Genomic DNA, 21,703 nt, shown 5'->3' with positions numbered 1-21,703 from the left:
ATACCACTATGATTAAAACCAAAACAAATAGAAACAGTTATTTTCTCTTATTAATCTTTTTAATTGTTTTAAGACCAGCATCTTCTTTTGCACAGAATTTCAGCTCAGATTTGTATCTGCAAACCAGTGAAGTAAACAATACCATGGTACATTATGAAGCCGATAAAGGAAGTATCATGCGGTTTTATGCCACCAATAGCAATGCAGATACTTTTGGTGTTCAATACAATGAAGGTAACTACAATACTCCCGAACGAAGAAACCGTCGTTTAAAATTAATTTCTGATTATAAAAAAACACTTGAAGGATTAAATTTCGATGCCATGAACATAAATGGCAAAGTGGATTATATTTTATTTAATAGAAATTTAAACAGTGAAGAATACGAACTACTACAGCAGCAAAAAGTATGTGATAAGATAAAAGTTTATTTCCCTTTTGATGAAAAAATTTATGCTCTGGAAAAACCACGTAGAAGAGGAATCAAAGTAAATGGAGAACTAGTTGCAAAAGAACTGGAAGATTTACGCAAAGCGATCAAAGAACAAATTAAAAAAGTTGAAAAAATTGAAGGTTTAGATAAAACTTCTTCAGAATTTGCTGTTTCGCACGCAAAAGGATTACAGGAAATTTTGAAGAATTATTTTGACTTTTATAATGGTTATGATCCTTTATTTTCCTGGTGGGTTCCTAAAACTTACAGCGAAGTTGATGTTGCTTTAGGAGAATATGCTTTGCTTTTAAAGTCAAAAAGAAAAGATGCCAGTACTCAAAAAGAAGATGGAAGTGGTATCGTCGGAAATCCAATAGGACGAGAAGAATTAATTCGTCAGTTGCAGACAGAATTTATACCGTATTCCCCAGAAGAATTGGTAGCTATTGCGAATAAAGAATTTGCCTGGTGTGATGCCGAATTATTAAAAGCCTCTCGTGAAATGGGCTTTGGAGACAATTGGAAAGCCGCTCAGGAAAAAGTCAAAAATTATTTTGTGTCACCGGGAGATCAACCGCAGGCAATGCTGGATTTATACAATCAGTCAGTAGATTTTTTAAAACAAAATAATCTTTTGACCATACCGCCAATTGCAGAAGAGAGCTGGCGTATGTACATGATGTCGCCCGAAGCGCAAAAAATAAATCCCTTTTTTCTAGGCGGAGAATCTCTTATTATTTCTTATCCAACAAGCACAATGTCTTATAGCGAAAAAATGATGAGCATGCGCGGCAATAATCCTCATTTTTCTAGAGCGACCATTCATCATGAGTTAATTGCAGGACATCATTTGCAGCAATTTATGAAAGATCGATACAAAGCATACCGTCATTTTGATACTCCGTTTTGGGTTGAAGGAAATTCATTGTACTGGGAAATGCTGTTATGGGATTTAAAATTTCCTCAGACACCCGAAGACAAAATTGGTATGCTGTTTTGGAGAATGCATCGCTGTGCGCGAATTATTTTTTCGTTAAACTATCATTTAGGAAAATGGAGTCCGCAGCAATGTATTGATTTTTTAGTTGATCGGGTAGGACATGAACGTGCCAATGCAGAAGGCGAAGTACGCAGATCATTTGTAGGCGGTTATAGTCCGTTATACCAAATCGCTTATATGCTGGGCGGGTTGCAGTTTACTGCCTTAAAAGAAGAATTGGTCACAAGCGGGAAAATGACATATCAGCAATATCATGATGCTATTTTGAGAGAAAATGCGATGCCAATCGAATTGTTGAGAGCATTATTGACTAATCAATCCTTGCAAAGAGATTTTAAAACCAACTGGAAATTTTACAAATTTTAATTAAGATACAAGCACATTTATGAAACAGGTAGTAGTAATAGGCGGAGGAATTATAGGATTAAGTTCGGCATTTTATTTACAACAAAGTGGTTGTAAAGTTACCGTAATAGACAAAGATAATTTTGAAAACAATTGCTCTTATGGCAATTTAGGATATGTCTGTCCGAGTCACTTTATACCATTAGCAGCACCTGGAATTGTCTGGCAGGGATTCAAATGGATGTTTAATTCTAAAAGTCCCTTTTATGTAAAGCCTTCTTTTAATAAAGCATTGCTGGACTGGGGAATTAATTTTGTTAAAAGTGCTACCGAAACAAATGTTGCCAAATCGGCTATTCCGCTTCGAGACATATCTTTATTGAGTCAGAATGAGTTTTTAGAATGGAAAAAAATCCCAGGCTTTGAATTTGCTTATGAACACAAAGGAATGCTGGAAGTTTTTCAAACCGAAGCCGTTGCGAAACACGCAGAACATACTGTTTCTAAAGGAAGAGAATTAGGTTTAGATGTAAACTTACTGGATTATGAAGCGCTGCAGGCATTAGAACCTCAAACGAAAATTAATTCAATAGGAGCGGTTCAGTTTAATTGTGATGCACATGTTTATCCAAATAAATTGATGAAAGTTTTAAAGGAGCATTTAGTAGCAAATGGTGTTCAGTTTCAATCGGGAGAAACTGTTGTTTCTTTTGAAAAAGAAAATAATGTTGTTAAAAAAGTAATAACCGATAAGCAATCTTATGAAGCAGATGATGTAGTGATTGCAACAGGAGCTTGGACGAGAGAAATCGCGGCCTTAGTAAATGCTAAAGTATCACTGATGCCGGGAAGAGGTTATTCCATCACATTAGAAAATTCGAATTATAAAGTAAATCATCCCATTATTCTAGCAGAGGGAAGAGTTGCCATAGCACCTATGGACGGCAATAAAATTAGATTTGGAGGTACAATGGAAGTAGTGCCTACAACTGAAAAACCACAATATCATCGTATCAACGGAATATTAAATGCAGTTAAAGATTTCCTGCCGGAATTTGATATCCAAAAACCAGCGGAAGAAGATATTTGGTACGGTTACCGACCATGTTCTGCGGACGGACTGCCTTATATTGGAAGAATAAAAAAATACAATAATGTTGTTGTCGCAACTGGGCACTCTATGATGGGATTAAGCCTTGGGCCAGGGACAGGAAAATTGGTTTCAGAAATAGTGAATAGAGAAGCTACAAGTATTGATATTGATGCTTTTGAAGTAGAAAGGTTTGGATAAATACAGCTTCTAAAACAGATTTTCATTCAAAAACAAAAAAACAAAACAACAAGGAAATATGGAATCAACAACAGAAAAAAATAATTTCAAAAGATCATTAGGATTATTAGATGCTACCATGATCGTTGCGGGTTCTATGATTGGATCAGGAATCTTCATTGTTAGTGCAGATATAGTTCGTAATGTAGGATCAGCAGGTGCTTTATTGTTGATCTGGTTATTCACGGGTTTTCTAACTATTGCTGCGGCGTTAAGTTATGGAGAATTGAGCAGTATGTTTCCGAAGGCTGGAGGACAATATGTATATTTAAAAGAAGCTTTCAATTCACTTACCGGTTTTTTGTACGGCTGGAGTTTTTTTGCAGTGATACAAACTGGTTCTATCGCTGCGGTTGGGGTTGCTTTTAGCAAATTTGCGGCTTATGTTTTTCCTTCCCTGAGCGAAAAAAATATTATAATAGATTTTAGTTTTTTACAAATATCGGCGGCACAATTGACTTCTATAATTTTAGTTGTTTTCCTTACTTATGTAAATACGAGAGGCGTAAAAGAAGGAAAAATGATCCAGACTATTTTTACGCTGGTAAAACTAATTGCACTGTTCGGACTTATCATTTTTGGTTTTACTCTTGCAGCAAAAGCTGATATTTGGAAAGCAAACTGGAGCACAGGTTTTTCTATTAATAAATTAGAAGGAAACACGTTGGTTCCTTACTCAGGATTTGCGATTATGGGAGCTTTAGCAGCAAGTCTTGTCGGAAGTTTGTTTAGCAGTGATTCCTGGAATAATGTCACTTTTATTGCCGGCGAAATAAAAAATCCTTCTAAAAATATCGGAAGAAGCCTTTTCTTGGGAACTTTGATTGTAACCGTAATTTATATTGCTACCAATATGATGTATTTATCGGTTCTTTCTATAAATGAAATTGCCTATGCCGAAAATGATCGTGTAGGTGTGGTAGCATCGCAGCATATTTTTGGAAATTCAGGAACTTATATTATTGCCATATTATTGATGATTTCGACTTTCGGATGTAATAACGGATTAATACTTTCTGGAGCTCGTGTGTATCATACAATGGCCAAGGACGGATTGTTTTTTAAACAATTAGGGCAATTAAATAAAAACGGAGTACCAGAAAAAGCATTGTGGATTCAATGTATTTGGGCATCGGCACTTTGTTTAAGCGGCAAATACAATGAACTTTTGGAATATGTAATATTCGTCGTTTTAATATTTTACATTTTAACCATTGCTGGAATTTTTAGACTTCGTAAAACGAAACCGGATTTAGAACGTCCGTACAAAGCAATTGGTTATCCGATTCTGCCTTTTATTTATATTATTGCGGCTCTGACTATTTGCATTATGCTTTTAATTTATAAATACAATTCTTCGATACCGGGATTGGCAATTGTGCTTTTAGGAATTCCGATTTATTATTATTTCGTGAGTAAAGACAAAGCTTAGAACTGGAAAATGTTTTTTTAGCCACGAATTCACGAATTGTTTCTGCAAAACGTTGTGTGCAAAAAAATAAAAATTACTCTAATCTAAGTACAGGGATATTTAAAAATAATTTAGAAAAATAGTAATTCTTTTTAATCCTCCGATCTGTGGCAAAAAAAAACAAAAATGTATAAAATATAAATAATCATATGAACCATTTATCAGCACAAAACAGAAAAGGAAACTTATTTGTTTTTCTAATTTTATCTTTCGTTTTTTTAGGAATTGCTCCATCTGCAGTTTCACAAACGAAATCTCCAGTTTTGCAGTATGTGGTTTCAATGCCTAATACTGAAAATCATTATTTTCATGTGGAATTATATTGCAGTGGCTGGCAGGAGGAAACTATAGACTTTAAAATGCCGAATTGGATGCCAGGTTATTATCAGTTAATGAATTACAGTAAAATGGTAGAAAATTTCGCTGCAAAGTCTGATAATAAAAATATAGCCGTTAAAAAGTTGAACGAAAACAGTTGGCAGATTAAGACGCAAAAGAATAAACCATTCACTTTAAGTTATGATGTAAAAGCCGATAAACAGTTTGTAGCCAATAGTTATCTCGATGCATCGCATGCTTATATAATTCCAAATAGTTTGTTTGTCTATATTAATGAACATATTAATACGCCAGTTTCTGTAAAAATTAAAGGAATAAAAAAAGGCTTTAAAATTGCAACAGGCTTAGAACCAATTGCGGGAAAAACAAATGAATTTACAGCCACTGATTTTGATATTTTATATGATTGTCCAATCCTAATTGGAGATTTAGAAGAATTACCCTCTTTTAAAGTTAACGGAATCGAACACCGTTTTATAGGTTATAAAATAGGCGATTTTGATAAAGTAAAATTTATGGACAATCTGAAAAAGGTTGTCGAATCGGCTGTAGCCATTATTGGGGATATACCGTATAAACAATATACGTTTATTGGAATTGGGCCGGAGCAAGGAGGCATCGAACATCTTAATAATACAACGGTTAGTTTTGATGGTTCTGATTTGGATAAACCGGAGGCAATGAACAGAATGATGAGTTTTTTGGCTCATGAATATTTTCATCATTACAATGTTAAAAGAATCAGACCTTTTGAATTGGGGCCTTTTGATTATGATAAAGGAAGCAAAACAAATTTATTGTGGGTGAGCGAAGGCTTATCTGTTTATTATGAATATCTAATTGTAAAGAGAGCTGGACTTGTAACGGATCAGACTTTATTTCAAAATTTAGAAAGTGGGATTAATGCGTTTGAGAATTCTCCAGGAAGAGCATTCCAATCTTTAACTCAAGCAAGTTTTGAAACTTGGAGCGATGGGCCTTTTGGAAAGCAGGGAGAAAATGCTGCTAACTCTATTTCTTACTATGAGAAAGGGCCAGCTGTTGGTCTTGTTTTAGATTTTGCTATTCGTAAAGCAACACAAAATCAAAAATCATTAGATGATGTGATGCGTTTTTTATATTGGGAATATTATAAAAAAATGCAGCGTGGTTTTACCGATGCTGAATTTCAAGAATCCTGCGAAAAGATGGCAGAATGTTCGTTAAAGAATGTTTTCGAATATGTTTATACTACAAAACCAATTGATTATAATAATTATTTAAAATATGCAGGTTTAGAATTGAAAGAGGATTTAGATCCAGTTTCCAAAAACAGAAAATTTTCTTTTCAGATTTTGCAGTCAAGTACTGATGATCAAAGGAAAGTACTACGCAGTTGGTTAGAAAAGTAGAGTAGGTATTACAATACCCAAAAGCCCGTCACAAATTAGTCTAATTAATTGTGACGGGCTTTGGATTTTTGTCGATTTTTCGATTTTTTGAATGAATCTTATTAATTGATTATTTTGAGTGGTTAATACTGATGTTTTTTTAATGAATTTTAAAAATAGATGCTTTTTATTATGTATAATTAACATATTTTTTTTGAATACCATTTTTTTTAATCAGTTTTTGCTGTAAAAACATAATAAGAGGATAATATAATATAGCTTTCGGATAAATTGTTGGCTTTCTTGAGTTTGGTTATCATTTAACTTTACAAGTGTTTAAAATACACAATAAAGTATTTTGTGCATTAAGCAAGTATTTTTTTTAACCAAACAAAAACCAAAAAACCAAAAAAGCTATGAATTTTACTAACCATTCAGTATTGCAAAATTTTGGAAATAAACTGTTAAAGAAAAAGTTGGGATTTACCCTTTTTTTTCTCTTAATATTTTTTACTTCCGTTGCACAAACAAAGATTCAAGGTTCCATAAAAGACATTCATGGAGTTCCGATTTCAGGAGTTTCAATTATGGAAAAAAATACATCTAATAATGGTGTATTGTCAGATTTTGATGGTAATTTCCAGATGACACTTCAAAAACCAAATTCTAAGTTGGTTGTTTCCTATGTCGGATTTGCATCTCAGGAAGTTACAGTTTCAGGTAATAAAGTAGATGTAGTGCTAATCGAAAATACGGAACAATTAGCCGATGTTGTTGTAGTTGGATACGGTACTCAAAAGAAATCGAGAGTTACAAGTGCTATTGCCAGTATTAAAGAAAAAGATTTTACAAGAGGAGCAATCAGAGACGCTTCGGATCTTATAAAAGGAAAAGTTGCTGGTTTAACCATTAGCAATGGTTCTGGAGATCCTTCTGCAGCGCCCAATATATCATTGCGCGGGGTATCTTCTTTAAAAGGCGGATCAGCTCCTTTAGTTTTAATCAACGGAGTACCTGGTGGAATTGATACTGTTTCTCCAAATGAAATTGCCTCTATAGAGGTTTTGAAAGATGCATCGGCTGCAGCTATTTATGGAACAAGGGGGGCTAATGGTGTGATTTTGATTACAACAAAGACTGTCAATAAAGAGATACAGCCAACCATGACGTATTCTGCTTTTACAACGGTGGCTAATTTTGCAAAGAAAGCTAATTTCTTAGATGCCGCGGGATTAAGAAGTTTACTGGCGCAGGGAACTAAAATGCCTTTTACAGATGAAGGTGCTACTACAGATTGGTTAGGTGAAATTTCAAGAAGCAGTTTTGCTCAAAATCATAACTTAGACCTTAAAGGAGGAACTGCAAAAACTAACTATGTAGCGAATTTAAATTATGTAGATCAAACAGGAGTTTTTAATGGTACGTTTAACAAGGAGTATAGATTTTCATTTGATGTTAATCATACGATGTTCAATGACAAATTAAAAATTAATTTGAACTTATTGAACGGAACACAAAAAATGGGAATTTCTCCAGGTACAGCAGGTTATGCCTATAGACAAGCCATGATTAGAAATCCTACTGCTCCAGTTTACAAACCTGATGGAACATATGCAGAAACCAATAGATTTCAATATTATAATCCAGTTGCTATCTTAAACGAGACAAAACAGGACAGACAAAGTACTTGGCAGAGGTTTACTGCTAACATAACTTTGGATTTGTTACCAGGATGGGATGTAAGTGCTTTGCTTGCCAAAAATAAAAATACTGGATTAGATGGTTATTCTGAAACTAAAAAACACTATTCGAACACCATAAATGGAAGAAATGGAGTCGCTTCAAGAAGTACTGGCCAAACCGATAGAGATTATGTTGAACTTACTTCTAAGTATAATAAAAAATTAGATAAGCACGAATTTACGCTATTGGGAGGTTATAGTTATCAATACACGGTGAATGAAGGTTTCTCTGCTTCTAACTTTGATTTCCCAACAGACGCTTTTTCATATAATAATTTAGGAGCGGGTAATGCATTGTCTGATGGAAAAGCATCTATGGCAAGTTACAAAAATGATGATAAATTGATAGGTTTCTTCGGAAGAGCGAATTACAATTTTAATAATAAATATGATCTTTTGTTTAGTATCAGAAGAGAGGGTTCTTCTAAGTTTGGGGAAAATCATAAATGGGGTAATTTCCCTGCAGCTTCAGCAGGATGGAGCATTAATAAAGAGTCTTTTCTTAACAATGTTTCAGCTATTAATAATTTAAAAATAAGAGCAGGTTATGGTGTTACGGGGGTAATTCCTGGCGAATCTTATTTGTCTCAGACTTTGTATAATTATGATGGGTATTTCTTTAATGACGGTAAATGGGTAAAAGGATTAGTTCCTGCAAGTAACCCTAATCCAGATTTACGCTGGGAAAAAACAGCAGAGGTGAATGTAGGTATTGATTTTGGATTTTTTAATAACAGAATCAGCGGAAGCTTTGATGTTTACAGTAAAAAAACAAGCGATATGTTGTGGGATTATGCTGTTCCAACACCTCCATATTTATATTCTAGCATTACAGCAAATGTTGGAAAAATGGAAAACAAAGGTTTTGAAATTCTCCTGAATACAATTCCGGTTAAGACCGAAAATTTTATGTGGAATTCTTCTATGACTTTTTCACACAATAAAAATAAGTTAACAAGTCTTTCAAATGATTTGTATAGTATTGACAGAAACTTTATTAATACTGGAGATACTGGAGATCCAATCTCTTTTACAACGCATAGATTAGAAGTTGGCCAATCTATTGGAAATTATTGGGGATTAAAATCTGTTGACATTACTACTGATGGAAAATGGATTATCGAAACCGCTGATGGAACTAGAAAAACTCTGACACCAGATTTATACAATGATGCTAACAAACAATATTTAGGTAACGGAATACCAAATTACGTTGCTGGTTGGACGAATACCTTTACCTACAAAAAGTTTGATTTAAGCATTGTAATGACGGGAGCTTTTGATTTTCAGATATTAAATTCTCAGCGTATGTTTTACGAAAATCCTACGATCAATTATAACATGTTGAGTTCTGCATTTGATAAAGTTTACGATAAAGCGGTTTTAAATTATAATCAAACATACGTTAGTTATTATCTAGAACAAGGAGATTATGCAAAACTTGATAACGTTACACTGACTTACAATTTCGATGTCAAGCCATATAAGTTTATCAGTGCAATGCGTGTTTATGCTTCAGCAAATAATTTGGCTGTAATTACAAAATATAAAGGTTTGGATCCTGAGATTGCAAGAGATAATGTTTTGTCACAAGGAATAGACAATAGAGACAAATATCCAACAACAAGAGGTTTTACTTTAGGTTTAAACGTAACTTTTTAAAAAGAATTAAAGATGAAAAATCAAAATATAGTATATAAAATCCTTATTTCTGGCTTGCTTCTTTTGGGAACTGGCTGTACCAATTTGGACGAGACAGTTTATGACAAAATAACTGCTGAAGGGACAACGCTTACTGAAGAAGATTTGACGAGTATTATTGCGCCAGCTTATACTTCATTTAGAGGAATTTTTTGGAACTGGGATGGTTTGCATGATTTGTATGAAGAATCGTCTGACTGTTTAGTAACGCCACAGCGAAATGGAATTGGCTGGGGAGATTATTATATCACCATGCACCTCCATACTTGGGGCTCTACGCTTCCTCATGCAGAAGGTAACTGGAGTTATATGTATACAGGTGTAAATAGTGTGAATAGGGCAATATATCAGATAGAACAGATTGAAGGTATTGCAAATAAAGATAAAGTAATTCAGGAACTAAAAGCATTAAGAGCGATTTATTACTATTTACTGCTAGATAATTTTAGAAATGTTCCTATTGTAACTTCTTTTATAAATCCTCCAGGCTATCTGCCAGTACAGAATACAGGGAAAGAAGTATATGATTTTGTTGAAAGCGAATTGAAAACTGCACTGCCATTTTTAAGTGAAGAAAACAATACAGAAACTTATGGAAAAGTTACAAAGTGGGCAGTTAAGATGACTTTGGCTAAATTGTATTTAAATGCACAAGTTTATATTGGTACTCCTAAATATAATGAAGCTTTAGCAGAGGTTAATGAAATTATAGCCAGTGGAAAATTTAGTTTGGCAACTAATTACGCTGATAATTTTAAAATTAAAAATGAAGGTTCTCCAGAAGAAATATTATCAATTCCTTTTGATCAGGTAAAAACAGGAGGAAGTTACTGGCCTTTTAAATCATTAGCAGCACCAAGTCAGGCAACATTTGAAATGAGCGGTGGCCCTTGGAATGGAACTGGAGGAATTCCTCAATTTATTGATACGTACGATCCAGATGATCAAAGATTAAAAGATTGTTGGTTAGGAGGTAAACAATATACAAGCAAAGGAGAGCCGATAATGGTAGATGGTAAACAATTTGAGTATATCAATTTCATGACAAACGTAAACGGCTGTGAACCTAACGAAGGATACAGATTAGTTAAATATGAAATTGGTACCGGAGATATAGGACAAACCAGTAATGATGTGCCTTTCTACAGATATACTGATGCTTTGATGATTAAAGCAGAATGTTTGTTAAGAAATGGAGATGCTGATGGAGCGGCTACTATTGTTTCTCAAATCAGACAAAGAGATTTTAAAAATACAAATCCTGCTAAAGCTACTGTTAGTGGAGCAAAACTTAGTGGAGGAAGCGTTTACAAATATGGAACTTATGCTTCTGGTGTTATTACCAAGTTAGAAGGTGGTGCTGATATTCAATATGGAGGTTTCTTAGACGAACTTGCTTGGGAATTTATTGGAGAAGCTCATAGAAAACAGGATTTAATACGATTTGGAGTATTTACTAAAAAATCATGGTTTACTCACACGCCAAATGGTGATTTCAGAAGTATTTTACCGATACCACAGTCTGTAAGAGATACCAACAGTAATCTGCAGCAAAATCCAGGTTACAATTAATAAATTAGACAAAAACATTTTGAATTTTTTAGTTTTGATAGGGGGCGGATTCATTTCTGCTTCCTATTTTTAAATTTTATTTTATAAGATTGTTTTGTCTAATAATAATCTTTTGAGAATTATGCTTTATAACTAACATAAAAGAAAAAAAAGACGAAATTATGCTATTATACCTATGCGTTTTTTTCTATTTTTAGATTCAAGAATTATCCAATTAAAACAATATTTAAAAATAGATTGATGCTTTGGTTGTATAACCCAAGAATTTTTTGGTTCAAATAAAAAATACTATTTGATTATGGAAATTAAAGTTCACAATTTGCAAAACGTACAGGTTAGAGTGGATCGATTTCTCCCTGCCAACGAAAATGATAACTTTCCTGCATTCTCTTACACTGGAATTTCAAAACCAGTTAAATGTAGGATTTGGCTTCCCGTATCAAGCTATTTGATAGAACATCCCAAAGGCGTAGTTTTAATTGATCAGATGTGCCATGCAGATAGGCATCAAATTAAACGTGACAAAAAAGAACTTAGTTTTTTTCAAAATTTAATCAACAAACCATTTGTTGAGATGGAAGATATTATTATTGAAAAACTGGCAAAAGTTGGATATCAAACAAATGATATAGATTATTTGATTCCAAGTGATCTTCCTTCAGATTATTCGAGAGGATTAAATTATTTAAAGAATGCAAAAAAAATCATGGTAAGTGATTTGCAATGGAACGTTGAATCAGCAGAAAAAACAAATAATGTATTGGCAGAAAAATGGAATGATTTAAATCTTCAAAAATATAGTTTTACCAAAACCGGAATAGGACCACAAGGTCTATCGTATGATTTATTTGGTGACAATACAGTTGTTTTAGTGAGTACGCCCGAATATAGTTCAGGAGCTGTAACTGCAGTTATTAAAAACAATTGGGCTTGTTAGTAAAGAACAGAAGATTAATACTTTGTTTAAGTTCGTTTTAATTTAGTAAGCTGAAATTTAATGTTTTATTAGGGCTGTTATTTCTATTCTTGACTGTTCGTCGTTCTTATTAGCCTGTTTATTGTATTTTATCGAATGTTATTTTGCGGTTAACAATTGTTAAATATGAGTAAACACTGGGATTTATTACATTTATTTACTTAAATTTGTGGAAAGGCACATTTGGAATTGCTAACAGTATTTTAATTTCAACTGCTGATGAAACAAAATTTATCCAGGTTAAGTCCTGAGTTCTAAAATCTAAAAAAGATTTTTTTATCACTCAACGTGCCAAAATAAGTTTTAATAATACCACAAAAGCCCCAAGATTATGAAAAAAATTACTTTATTGGTTTGTTTATTGCTGACAGCAGCCGGCGTAAACGCACAACAGGAAAAAGGAATTATTGGATACAACAACTGGTTGGATAACTGGACAGAGTTTAAGCCTCATAAGGTTGAATCTAAGGAACCAAATCAAATTTTAGCAGGAAACATTACGGAGAATACAAAATTGCTAAAAAGAAATGTATATGTTCTTCAAGGAAATGTATATGTTACTAATAATGCTGTGCTTACAATTGAACCAGGTACCGTAATTATTGGAGATTCTGAAACTAAAGGAACTTTAGTAATTACAAAAGGAGCTCAGATTATGGCAATTGGACAAGAAACGGATCCAATTATTTTTACTTCTAACAAAAGCATGAAAAAAGCTGGCGACTGGGGAGGTGTAGTTGTTCTTGGTGATGCTCCAATCAACAAATTTGGTAGTGTAGGTTCTTACAATTTAGATCTTGATCCAGCACTTACTGTCTACGGTGGAAACAATGAAGCTAGTAACTCTGGAGTTTTAAAGTTTGTTAGAATTGAATTTGCTGGTAAAAAGGTAAAAGGTTTAGATTCTTTTAACGGATTGACTATTGCTGGTGTTGGTAACAAAACAGTTGTAGAAAATATCATGGTAAGCTACTCAGGCGGTGATTCATTTGCTTTTTATGGTGGAGATGTTAATGCTTCTCAGTTAGTTTCATACAAATCAATCAACGACGATTTTAAATTTACTCAAGGCGTTCAAGCCCGTCTGTATAACTCTTTAGCTGTTAGATCTTCTTACTTATCAAGTAATAAAGATGGATCTAGATGTTTGGAAGTAAAAGGATACGAAAAGAAAAACGAAACTGATTTCACTAAAAAGTTTACATTAGTTTCAGCTTCAAACGTTACATTACTTAATGACAGCGAAAAAATTAAAGCTGATATTCAATCTGGTTTAGTAAAAGAAGCGATTTATGTTGCTGAAAATGCATCTTTAGAATTAAAAAGAAGTGTAGTTTCTGGATTTAATCCTGCGGTATTGATAGACAGCAAAACAGAAATCAATTCTGCTAACTTGAAGAAAATTAAATTTGAAGAAATGTTTTTCAATCAATGTAACGGTAACATTTTTACAGAAAATAATAAAGATAATACGGACTTAGAAAATTGGTATGGAAACAGCATTTTTGCAAATGTTTATTCTCACACAGAGAATCAAGAAACGTTTGTTGATGCATACAACGCAAGAAGACCAGATTTTAGACTTAAATTAGGAAATATTACCGCTTCTAGTGGTAAATAAAAAATCTTTAATATAGATAGATAAAAGCAAAGCCGAAATTAATTATTTCGGCTTTGCTTTTTTTAGTCATTTCTAAGATTAATTACATTTTAAAATTAGACAGCTTTTAACAAAGCTTAGTTAGGTTTGTTTAATATTGTTCAAAAGAATAATTCTCTTTTGTAAGCTTCAGCGAAGCGAAATATTTATAGAAAAATTAAATGTTTACAATTTAAAACTCCAGCGGAACGACATATTTTTTCTTAATCTATAAAATGTGTCGTTCCGCTGGAGCTTTTATTTATTTATCTTATCGTAATTCTATAAATATTTAACCCCGTTGGGGGTTTTGTCACAAGATGATTCCTGTAACTATTGGATATTTATATTTTCGTCGAAATGTATTGCGCAACTTCTGCAAGTCGGTTGGCAAATCCCCATTCGTTATCATACCAAGCTGCTACAGAAAGTAAATTTCCTTGTTTTGTTGTAAGTGGCAAATCAATAATAGAAGAATGCGGATCTCCAACAATTCTAGCAGAACTCCATTGCTCTTCCAAAACATCTAAAACACCTTTTAATAACCCTTCTTTAGCCGCTTTTCTAAAAGCATCATTCACTTCTTCTACAGAACAATCTTTGGTTGTCACCAGATTTAATTCGGCAATACTTCCTGTTTTAGTTGGAACTCTATAGGCTTTTCCAGTAATTTTTAAATCACTCCAGATAAACTGTAGCGCTTTTGCTGCTCCGGAAGATGACGGAATTATATTTTCTGCCGCTGCCCAAGAATCGCGTCTGTCTTTCATTGGCTGGTCTGTCAATGATTGTGTATTGGTGTAGGAGTGAACCGTTGAGAATAAACCGTATTCAATTCCGAAATTGTCTTGAATTACTTTCACAACAGCCGCTAAAGCATTTGTTGTACAGCTTCCCATGCTTATGATTTTATGATTTGTAGCATTAAATTCATCTAGATTAATCCCTTTTAAAAGTACAGCATCACAATCGGCTAAGGATTTACTTGGTGCACTTACTAAGACATATTTTGCTCCTTTATCGATGTGTTTTTGAGCATTTTCTCTGTTTGTTGCACGGCCAGTACAATCTACAACTAGATCAACTCCTAAAGCTTTCCAATCTGGAATATCCAGTTTAGAATTCTTGTACAGAATTTTTCTGTCTCCAATTATAAAATTTTCATCTGCTGTTTTTACCTCTTCGTGCCATCTTCCGTAGTTCGAGTCGACACTGAAAAGCGCTCCGAGCAAATCTATATCTTGAATGTCAGCGATGACTTCAGGAACAAAAAGATTGTTTTTTAGGGCTATGCGGAGAAATTGTCTTCCGATTCGGCCAAATCCGTATAATGCTATTTTTGCCATGATATATTTGTTTTATGGATTACTTAGTTGTAGAAAATAATAAGCAGCAAATAGATTGTAAATTTTTGTATTATTAATCAAGATACTGTTTATCAGTTTGTTGTATTAAAAATAATCTTTTTTATTGCTCTATTTGCTGCCTAAATGTTTTTGATTAATTAATTTTAACCAAATGATCTTCAATGCTTTTTCTATGTGCTTCGTATTGAGCAGGAAGTTTTAAGTTTTGACCTAATTCTTCTAAGCTTTCATCTACTGTAAATCCAGGATTATCAGTAGCAATTTCAAATAAAACACCTCCCGGTTCTCTGAAATACAAAGAGTGAAAATATTGTCTGTCAATCTGAGGCGTAATCGATAATCCGTAAGCTTCAATTTTTTCACGGAAGTGCATTAATACCTCATCATTTTTTACACGAAATGCCACGTGATGAACGGTACCATTAGCATTTAAACCTCGTTTTTCATCTGTCAGTTCTACCAAGTCGACAATGGCAGCGTTTTCTACTGCATCTGTAGCATAACGGTAACGATTTACCTCTTGATCGATCAATTTGTAACCAAAAATTTCGGTTAAGATTGCAGCCGTTGGTTTAATATCGTTTAAAGTCAAAGTAATGTTATGAAAACCTTTTGTAGCAACATCTGCTTTTACCTCATCTGTTTCCCAGGCTTTTCTGTTATCCTCTGTTTTAGATTCGATTAATTCTAATTTCAAACCGTCTGGATCTAAGAAAGTAAGATACTTTTCTCCGAATTTTTCAGCTGGTTTATTGTAAATTATGTTGTATTGCTCAAAACGTTTCTGCCAAAAATCAAGACTTCCTTTTGGAACAGAATAACCAATTTCTGTTGCCATTCCAGAACCTTTTCGACCTTGCTGGATTCCTGCTCCCCAAGGGAAAAAAGTTAAGATTGTTCCGGCACTTCCAACCTCATCGCCAAAGTAAAAGTGGTAAGTTCCTGGATCATCAAAGTTTACTGTTTTTTTGATAAAACGTAGTCCTAGTATTTTGGAATAAAAATCGAAGTTTCTTTTAGCGTCCCCTGCAATTGCAGTAATATGGTGTAATCCTAAAATTGTATTTTCCATGGTATTTGTGGTATTAAATTGTTATTGATTTCTTATACAAATTTACACCCGTTATCGCTCTGGACCGATTAACCTAGATTAAGAAATAAGAAACCTCTTTTTATATTCATCAAGGAATAATCAAATAGTATTCCGTATGTTTTAGTGTGTTGTTTTTTAGGGTGTTACTGTTGTTTTGGTTTTTAGCCCTTTGCGATATATCGTCATTTTATGATTGCTGTTATTTGTATTTAGAAAATAGAATAAAGGGAATAGAAGATAGATATTTTTGTATTTCGATTCTATCCTGGTTTAAAAGAATAGTAATAATAGAAAAGCCGACAAAATTGCCGGCTGTATTTTATAATTTTATGAATATGGATTTTCGAAGTTTGGGTTCCATATTTTTTGTTTTATGTCCTTTTCCTGTAGTATCTTCAACCAAAAGAATAGAGCCAGTTTCAAATTTCCTTTTTTCTCCTAAAGAAGTTTCAATTTCTACGCCTCCTTCCAGTAAAACGATGTATTGGCGATCAGGAGCATTGTGAAAATCATAATCATAAGAGGGAAGTACTTCTCTAAAAACTATAGATTTTACGGGTTCATCATCAGATAAAAATCCGATATCTCCATTGTTTTTCAACGGAACTTCGAATTCTTCAAAATGACTTTCTCCGTTTGAATCGCTGTAAACTCGGGTTATCGTAATCATTATTTTTTATTAAAAATCAATGCATTTGCACAATCAACTTCATCTTTGCTAATGGTATGTCCCATATTCGGATAGATTTTTTTGGTAACATCTGCACCCATTTTTGTCAGAAGCGTTTCAGAATCATTTACTCTTTCAACTGGTACATGAAAATCTGGATCACTTGTTCCAATGAAAATTGGCGTATTTTCAAAGTTTCCAGAATAATGATTTTCATAAACTTTATCGCCAATTAGCCCGCCGGTAAAAGCTACAACGCCTCCGTATTTAGCTGCATTTCTAGCAGTAAATTCCAAAGCAAGACAAGCGCCCTGTGAAAACCCAAGAAAGTAAATATTCTCTTTTTCGATTCCGTTTTGCTGTATAGCAACCACAACTTGATGAATAGCTTCTAATGATTTTGAAAAAGAAGGTTCATTTTCGTTTAAAGGAGCAAGAAAAGAGTACGGATACCAAGTTCTGTTTTCTGCTTGAGGCGCTACCAATGCAAAGTCATCCACTTTAAGATGTTTTGCAATTGAAAGTATATCATGGGCACTTGCACCACGGCCGTGAATTAGGATTAAGGCTTTTTTAGCTTCGTCTAAAGGAATACCGTCTGTTAAGATTTCTGTATTCATATGTTTATATTTTTAAAATTAAAATGTTTTGAGATGTTTTTTTGCCACGAATTTGCTTCGCCTATTCGCTATCGCTCGGATCACAAATTTTCACCAATTCAAATCTGATTAAATAATTCGCGGAAATTTGCGAAATTCGTGGCTAAAGAAAAATCATTTAAATCATGTAATCTGTGGCTAAAATTATTTCTTCCAAATATCCTGATATTCGTCTGGATGTCTTTTGAATTGTGCATGAACATATGGACAAAGCGGTAAAACCATTAAGTTGTTAGCTCGTACATAAGACACCATTTCTTCCAAAAGTTTTTTCGCATAACCTTTTCCCTCAGCTTCTGGTTCAACTCCCGTATGATAAACAGTTAATAAATCTGGTTTAAGGCTTACAGTCATTTCGCCTAGTTTTTTGCCGTCTACATAAAGATTAAAAGCACCGTGTTTTTTCTCGTCTAATTCTAGTTTTATCGTTTCCATATTATTTTAGGTTATAATTGATGTTGTTAAATTTCTTTTACAAATTTAGATAAGACATAAAAGTCCATCGATTAATCTAGATTAAGAAAAAAAATGGGGAATTTAAATTTACGACTTATTATAGATTTAGTACTGAATTATTGTATGAAATAAAAATGCAGTATATCTGAATTCAAGATACACTGCATTTTATTTGCGCAATATTGTTAAATATAATTATTCTGCTCTTTCGTAAACGTAGGCTTTTGTTGAGTTTGCTGGAATTAGATAAAGCTTAGTTTTTGTAAGTTCTTTGATCTTATATTCTACTTTTTCATTTGTCAATTCAATAGATAAACTTGTACCCGTTTTAGAAAAAATACCTTCGACAGTAGTAAGAGTGCATCCAGAATTTCCAGTTTCCTCAGCTTTTACCATAATAACAGAATTATCTTCAAAAGCAATATTTTCATTCAGTCTGCAATCGCTTAGAGGTAGTCGGATACCTTCATATTCAGCTTTTAGAATCCAAACTCCGTTAATATCGCCAGATGTATCATCGGGTATTAGTTCACTACTATCTGAGCACGATGCTAAGACTATTAAAAAAGCTGCCAAAAGTATTCTTTTCATAGTTTAAATATATAAATTGTACAGTCAAATATAGGATAATTCTTGTAAGTACAATTTTGTTTTTTAGGATAGAGAGGAAATTAAATATATTTCATTCAAAAAAAGCCTTTAACGATAATAAAACGGTTAAAGACCTTCTTTAATTAATATTTAGGCTGCAACTATTATTGAACTGTTACAGTAAAGGAAGATAATGTATTAGCAGTTCCTCTATAAAATCTCATTCTATTAAAAGTTCCCGCTGAAGTTCCCGCAGGAACTTTCAATACTATTCTATAAGAAGTTGCACTTACAATTTCTACAGGATATGTTATTGTAGAAGCTGTACTATTATACATTATAACTGATGTAACTGTATTCATCATGGCACCGCGCACTTCGAAAGTTTCTCCTCCCTGTTTTTGAACCGGAGAACCAACTGATTCAACACTAAATGAAGTGGGTTCTATAACGGTAATGTTAAATCTATTTTCTACGCTCGCATTCTGTAAGGTATAGATACCATTTTTTACACGTAAATCATAAGTTCCTACAGGCATATCCTCAGGAAGAAAATAGTAAATTCCATAATTAATAAAAGGTGTAACCGTACTTGTTCCCAAGGGGCCGCCTAAATGAACGATTTCTGCTGTATATTCCGTTTTTTGATCAGCTGCGGCTACCAGATAGACTCTAGTGTTTTCTAAGCTTAGCCATAAATTTTCAATGGCATTGGTACTCCCTCCAATCGCATTGTTAGTTAATTTTTGCATCGAACCTTTTGAATAAGTTTCTTTAGTCGTATTTGTCCATGTATTAGGTTCAATTTGTCTGAAATCTATTTTTAAAGTGTATTTTTTTGTAATTCCTGCTTTTGAAGTAACAGTGTAAACGGTTCCGTCTTTAAAAGCAACTTCAGCACCAGATGCAGGCGAAATAGAAGCTTCTGTTCCTAATACAATTTCGGGTTTAATTGTTAAAGGCTGGATGTTATTCACACTCCAAGTAACTATAATATTTTCATCCGTAATAGCTGCGTTTATAGCATTATTTTCAGAATCTTTAAAAGTAAAAGTCTCAATCTGTGTATAGCCGGGAACTTTTATAACATCGCCGGGAATTGTATTTACTTTATCAATATATTCAGTGTCACAAGAAAAAAATAATACTGATAAAAAAAGTAATCCAATTAAAAATATATTGGTATTGTTTTTTTTATTCATGATTGTATTTGTTATCTAATTTTTAAATGATTTTATTTTATTAATTTTGCCATTATTGTTAAATGGGCTTTTATATTTTTTAAAATGCCTGTTTTCAATGTTGCGGTAATTCAAAAAGCCGTTTGATAGCCATGGGGTAATGAGATGATAATTGTAATTTGCAGAGACGCCGGTCAAGCTTTACTGCAGTACTTTTAATTATTTCGTAATCCCATGTTTCTTTTTTAGATTTTTAATAATTACAATACTCTAGTCCATGTATAATTAATTGTACTGCTTGAAGAACCTGGTGTTACAGCAGTCACTTTAACTAAATAGGCTTCTGTTGCTGCTGAAGGACTTGTAATTGACTCTTCATTAAGACTTGAAGGTACTGTATCAACTGCTTTCCAGATTACAATAGCTTTTTCAGGGGTCATAGTGTGATTACTAAGCTGATAAGCATAGTATCCTAATCCATAGTTAGTACCTGATATAGTTCCATTATAGCCTAAAACATTAAATTTATTTGATGGTGCACTGCCAAGATTAGCATTCTTTACAATGATGGCATTTTTCCAGTCATTCCACAAATCGCATTCCTCCTCTAAATCAACTGTACCAACATACCAATGATCTGTATTGCTTACAGGACGTATTGAAGCACCATAGATTCCTTCCCATTGTACATTTACACTACCAATAGTCGCTGCTACAGGAGTCCAGTTAGAATCTACAGATGATGGCGCCTGCCATCTGGTAACGGTTACAGAGGTTGAAGTTTCTGAACAGATTTCTGCTAAAGCTGTTTTGGCAGTTTTGTTTGTAACCAGCTGTTCTTGTGCTTTTGCTACTCCTTGAGGATTTTCAGTTTGTTCGTCTGTACTACATGATGTAATTGAAATAGCAGCTAATGCTAAAAATGATAAGATTATTTTTTTCATAATGATATATTTAATAGATTAATTTGGCTTTTTTCATTACTTAAGCAGAAAAGACAGGCATTTTTTATTTTTATTTTGTAAACCTGATTGGATATTTCATTTTAGCTGTAAGATTATAGCTTTCCATTTGTATCCAGTAATCAGTATTAGCCTCTAAGGTTACATTTGTAGCTGTAGTTCCAAAAGAATATCTTCCAGAGAAACTAAAAAGATCCAGTCCGTCATTATATTGCTGAAACTGCCATTTTTTGTTTCCCTGTGCATCAACTGCATATACTTTTGTAACTTCATAAGAGGGAATAAAATTCTCTCCTTTTACAAGTAGTGTCGCAGATGTTGCCAAAGAATAAGTAGTTGTTTCGGTTGATAATTCATTTAAAACCAGTTTTGGCTGTTGAATTACAACTTTTACAGTATAAATAGCCGTAGATCCATCAGCTGCTTTTGTTGTATATAAAAACGGAGTTTTAGCAAATACCGGAACCAGCTCTGTTGTTGCAGGAGAAATGGTTGTTTTTTCAGGGAGTGTTATCGAAGCTTCCAGATATTCGTATTCATAATAAGACGGCAGATATACAGTTATAGTTCTGTCCAGATTGTTTACAGCACTATAAATAGCCTGATTTTCTCCAGGATTTATCACTTTAAAAGAGATAATTCTTCTGGCATCAAGATCAGTTACAATTTCAGTAATGGGATCTTCTTTTACATCAGTCCATCTTTCTTCTTCATTGTCACAGGAAGTTAAAAGACTTATTAATGCAAAAGCACTTAATAATAGAGGTGTTTTTGAATTAAAAAATTTAGTATTCATTGATTATTAT

Annotated in this window: 17 protein-coding genes; 8 read left to right on the top strand and 9 right to left on the bottom strand. The window is 33.3% G+C overall.

The window, feature by feature from the left end; all coding sequences use genetic code 11:
- The first annotated feature begins 8 nt into the window (after window positions 1-8).
- From P2W65_RS18960 to P2W65_RS18925, 8 genes are all read left to right on the top strand, one after another.
- Window positions 9-1,799, top strand: a complete 1,791-nt coding sequence (locus tag P2W65_RS18960) for a DUF885 family protein (RefSeq protein ID WP_289660021.1) — start codon at window positions 9-11, stop codon at window positions 1,797-1,799.
- A gap of 19 nt (window positions 1,800-1,818) precedes the next feature.
- On the top strand, window positions 1,819-3,069 hold the full coding sequence (locus tag P2W65_RS18955) for an NAD(P)/FAD-dependent oxidoreductase (RefSeq protein WP_289660019.1): 1,251 nt from the start codon (window positions 1,819-1,821) through the stop codon (window positions 3,067-3,069).
- Window positions 3,070-3,127: 58 nt separating this feature from the next.
- The gene (locus tag P2W65_RS18950; RefSeq protein ID WP_289660017.1) at window positions 3,128-4,540 is read left to right on the top strand and encodes an APC family permease; all 1,413 of its coding nucleotides are present in this window, start codon (window positions 3,128-3,130) and stop codon (window positions 4,538-4,540) included.
- 188 nt (window positions 4,541-4,728) lie between these two features.
- The gene (locus tag P2W65_RS18945; RefSeq protein WP_289660015.1) at window positions 4,729-6,309 is read left to right on the top strand and encodes a M61 family metallopeptidase; all 1,581 of its coding nucleotides are present in this window, start codon (window positions 4,729-4,731) and stop codon (window positions 6,307-6,309) included.
- A 395-nt stretch (window positions 6,310-6,704) separates the two neighbouring features.
- Window positions 6,705-9,692 (top strand): SusC/RagA family TonB-linked outer membrane protein, encoded by a 2,988-nt coding sequence (locus tag P2W65_RS18940; RefSeq protein WP_289660013.1) that lies wholly within the window; start codon window positions 6,705-6,707, stop codon window positions 9,690-9,692.
- Window positions 9,693-9,704: 12 nt separating this feature from the next.
- Window positions 9,705-11,303 carry a RagB/SusD family nutrient uptake outer membrane protein gene (locus P2W65_RS18935; RefSeq protein WP_289660011.1) on the top strand — a complete coding sequence of 533 codons (1,599 nt, stop codon included), beginning with the start codon at window positions 9,705-9,707 and terminating at the stop codon, window positions 11,301-11,303.
- 298 nt (window positions 11,304-11,601) lie between these two features.
- A complete protein-coding gene (locus P2W65_RS18930) occupies window positions 11,602-12,240 on the top strand; it encodes an MBL fold metallo-hydrolase (RefSeq protein ID WP_289660009.1) in 639 nt (212 codons plus the stop codon).
- Between the two features lie 370 nt (window positions 12,241-12,610).
- Window positions 12,611-13,900: a beta-helix domain-containing protein gene (locus P2W65_RS18925; RefSeq protein WP_289660008.1), complete on the top strand. Its 1,290-nt coding sequence runs from the start codon at window positions 12,611-12,613 to the stop codon at window positions 13,898-13,900.
- Window positions 13,901-14,262: 362 nt separating this feature from the next.
- Here the strand turns inward: P2W65_RS18925 and P2W65_RS18920 are convergent, their stop codons facing one another.
- The 9 genes from P2W65_RS18920 to P2W65_RS18880 form a co-directional block, all read right to left on the bottom strand.
- Complete coding sequence (locus P2W65_RS18920; RefSeq protein WP_289660006.1) at window positions 14,263-15,264, bottom strand: type I glyceraldehyde-3-phosphate dehydrogenase; 1,002 nt, start codon at window positions 15,262-15,264, stop codon at window positions 14,263-14,265.
- Window positions 15,265-15,418: 154 nt separating this feature from the next.
- Complete coding sequence (locus tag P2W65_RS18915) at window positions 15,419-16,357, bottom strand: ring-cleaving dioxygenase (protein WP_289660004.1); 939 nt, start codon at window positions 16,355-16,357, stop codon at window positions 15,419-15,421.
- Between the two features lie 340 nt (window positions 16,358-16,697).
- Window positions 16,698-17,048, bottom strand: coding sequence for a cupin domain-containing protein (locus tag P2W65_RS18910; RefSeq protein ID WP_289660001.1), 351 nt, complete (start codon window positions 17,046-17,048; stop codon window positions 16,698-16,700).
- Window positions 17,048-17,668 (bottom strand): alpha/beta hydrolase, encoded by a 621-nt coding sequence (locus P2W65_RS18905; RefSeq protein ID WP_289659998.1) that lies wholly within the window; start codon window positions 17,666-17,668, stop codon window positions 17,048-17,050. Before P2W65_RS18905 ends, P2W65_RS18910 begins: the two co-directional genes overlap by 1 nt.
- Window positions 17,669-17,851: 183 nt before the next feature.
- On the bottom strand, window positions 17,852-18,142 hold the full coding sequence (locus P2W65_RS18900) for a GNAT family N-acetyltransferase (RefSeq protein ID WP_091498325.1): 291 nt from the start codon (window positions 18,140-18,142) through the stop codon (window positions 17,852-17,854).
- Between the two features lie 216 nt (window positions 18,143-18,358).
- Window positions 18,359-18,754 (bottom strand): lipocalin-like domain-containing protein, encoded by a 396-nt coding sequence (locus P2W65_RS18895; RefSeq protein WP_289659994.1) that lies wholly within the window; start codon window positions 18,752-18,754, stop codon window positions 18,359-18,361.
- Window positions 18,755-18,918: 164 nt separating this feature from the next.
- Window positions 18,919-19,956: an SGBP N-terminal domain-containing protein gene (locus P2W65_RS18890; RefSeq protein ID WP_289659993.1), complete on the bottom strand. Its 1,038-nt coding sequence runs from the start codon at window positions 19,954-19,956 to the stop codon at window positions 18,919-18,921.
- 239 nt (window positions 19,957-20,195) lie between these two features.
- Complete coding sequence (locus P2W65_RS18885) at window positions 20,196-20,879, bottom strand: hypothetical protein (RefSeq protein WP_289659991.1); 684 nt, start codon at window positions 20,877-20,879, stop codon at window positions 20,196-20,198.
- A 70-nt stretch (window positions 20,880-20,949) separates the two neighbouring features.
- On the bottom strand, window positions 20,950-21,693 hold the full coding sequence (locus P2W65_RS18880) for an SGBP N-terminal domain-containing protein (protein ID WP_289659989.1): 744 nt from the start codon (window positions 21,691-21,693) through the stop codon (window positions 20,950-20,952).
- Window positions 21,694-21,703 lie beyond the last annotated feature (10 nt).

Origin of the sequence: Flavobacterium panacagri, from assembly GCF_030378165.1 — a bacterium.
Lineage (GTDB): Bacteria > Bacteroidota > Bacteroidia > Flavobacteriales > Flavobacteriaceae > Flavobacterium > Flavobacterium panacagri.
Note: the sequence above shows the minus strand (reverse complement) of the source record. Positions and strands in the feature narration are given on the sequence as shown.

Excerpts from the sequence above, each read along its gene's own strand:
- P2W65_RS18895 (WP_289659994.1), bottom strand. The coding sequence starts at position 18,754 with ATGAAAAGAATACTTTTGGCAGCTTTTTTAATAGTCTTAGCATCGTGC.
- P2W65_RS18935 (WP_289660011.1), top strand. The coding sequence starts at position 9,705 with ATGAAAAATCAAAATATAGTATATAAAATCCTTATTTCTGGCTTGCTT.
- P2W65_RS18910 (WP_289660001.1), bottom strand. The coding sequence starts at position 17,048 with ATGATTACGATAACCCGAGTTTACAGCGATTCAAACGGAGAAAGTCAT.
- P2W65_RS18880 (WP_289659989.1), bottom strand. The coding sequence starts at position 21,693 with ATGAATACTAAATTTTTTAATTCAAAAACACCTCTATTATTAAGTGCT.
- P2W65_RS18925 (WP_289660008.1), top strand. The coding sequence starts at position 12,611 with ATGAAAAAAATTACTTTATTGGTTTGTTTATTGCTGACAGCAGCCGGC.
- P2W65_RS18900 (WP_091498325.1), bottom strand. The coding sequence starts at position 18,142 with ATGGAAACGATAAAACTAGAATTAGACGAGAAAAAACACGGTGCTTTT.
- P2W65_RS18915 (WP_289660004.1), bottom strand. The coding sequence starts at position 16,357 with ATGGAAAATACAATTTTAGGATTACACCATATTACTGCAATTGCAGGG.
- P2W65_RS18905 (WP_289659998.1), bottom strand. The coding sequence starts at position 17,668 with ATGAATACAGAAATCTTAACAGACGGTATTCCTTTAGACGAAGCTAAA.
- P2W65_RS18920 (WP_289660006.1), bottom strand. The coding sequence starts at position 15,264 with ATGGCAAAAATAGCATTATACGGATTTGGCCGAATCGGAAGACAATTT.
- P2W65_RS18950 (WP_289660017.1), top strand. The coding sequence starts at position 3,128 with ATGGAATCAACAACAGAAAAAAATAATTTCAAAAGATCATTAGGATTA.
- P2W65_RS18960 (WP_289660021.1), top strand. The coding sequence starts at position 9 with ATGATTAAAACCAAAACAAATAGAAACAGTTATTTTCTCTTATTAATC.
- P2W65_RS18930 (WP_289660009.1), top strand. The coding sequence starts at position 11,602 with ATGGAAATTAAAGTTCACAATTTGCAAAACGTACAGGTTAGAGTGGAT.
- P2W65_RS18885 (WP_289659991.1), bottom strand. The coding sequence starts at position 20,879 with ATGAAAAAAATAATCTTATCATTTTTAGCATTAGCTGCTATTTCAATT.
- P2W65_RS18890 (WP_289659993.1), bottom strand. The coding sequence starts at position 19,956 with ATGAATAAAAAAAACAATACCAATATATTTTTAATTGGATTACTTTTT.
- P2W65_RS18945 (WP_289660015.1), top strand. The coding sequence starts at position 4,729 with ATGAACCATTTATCAGCACAAAACAGAAAAGGAAACTTATTTGTTTTT.
- P2W65_RS18955 (WP_289660019.1), top strand. The coding sequence starts at position 1,819 with ATGAAACAGGTAGTAGTAATAGGCGGAGGAATTATAGGATTAAGTTCG.
- P2W65_RS18940 (WP_289660013.1), top strand. The coding sequence starts at position 6,705 with ATGAATTTTACTAACCATTCAGTATTGCAAAATTTTGGAAATAAACTG.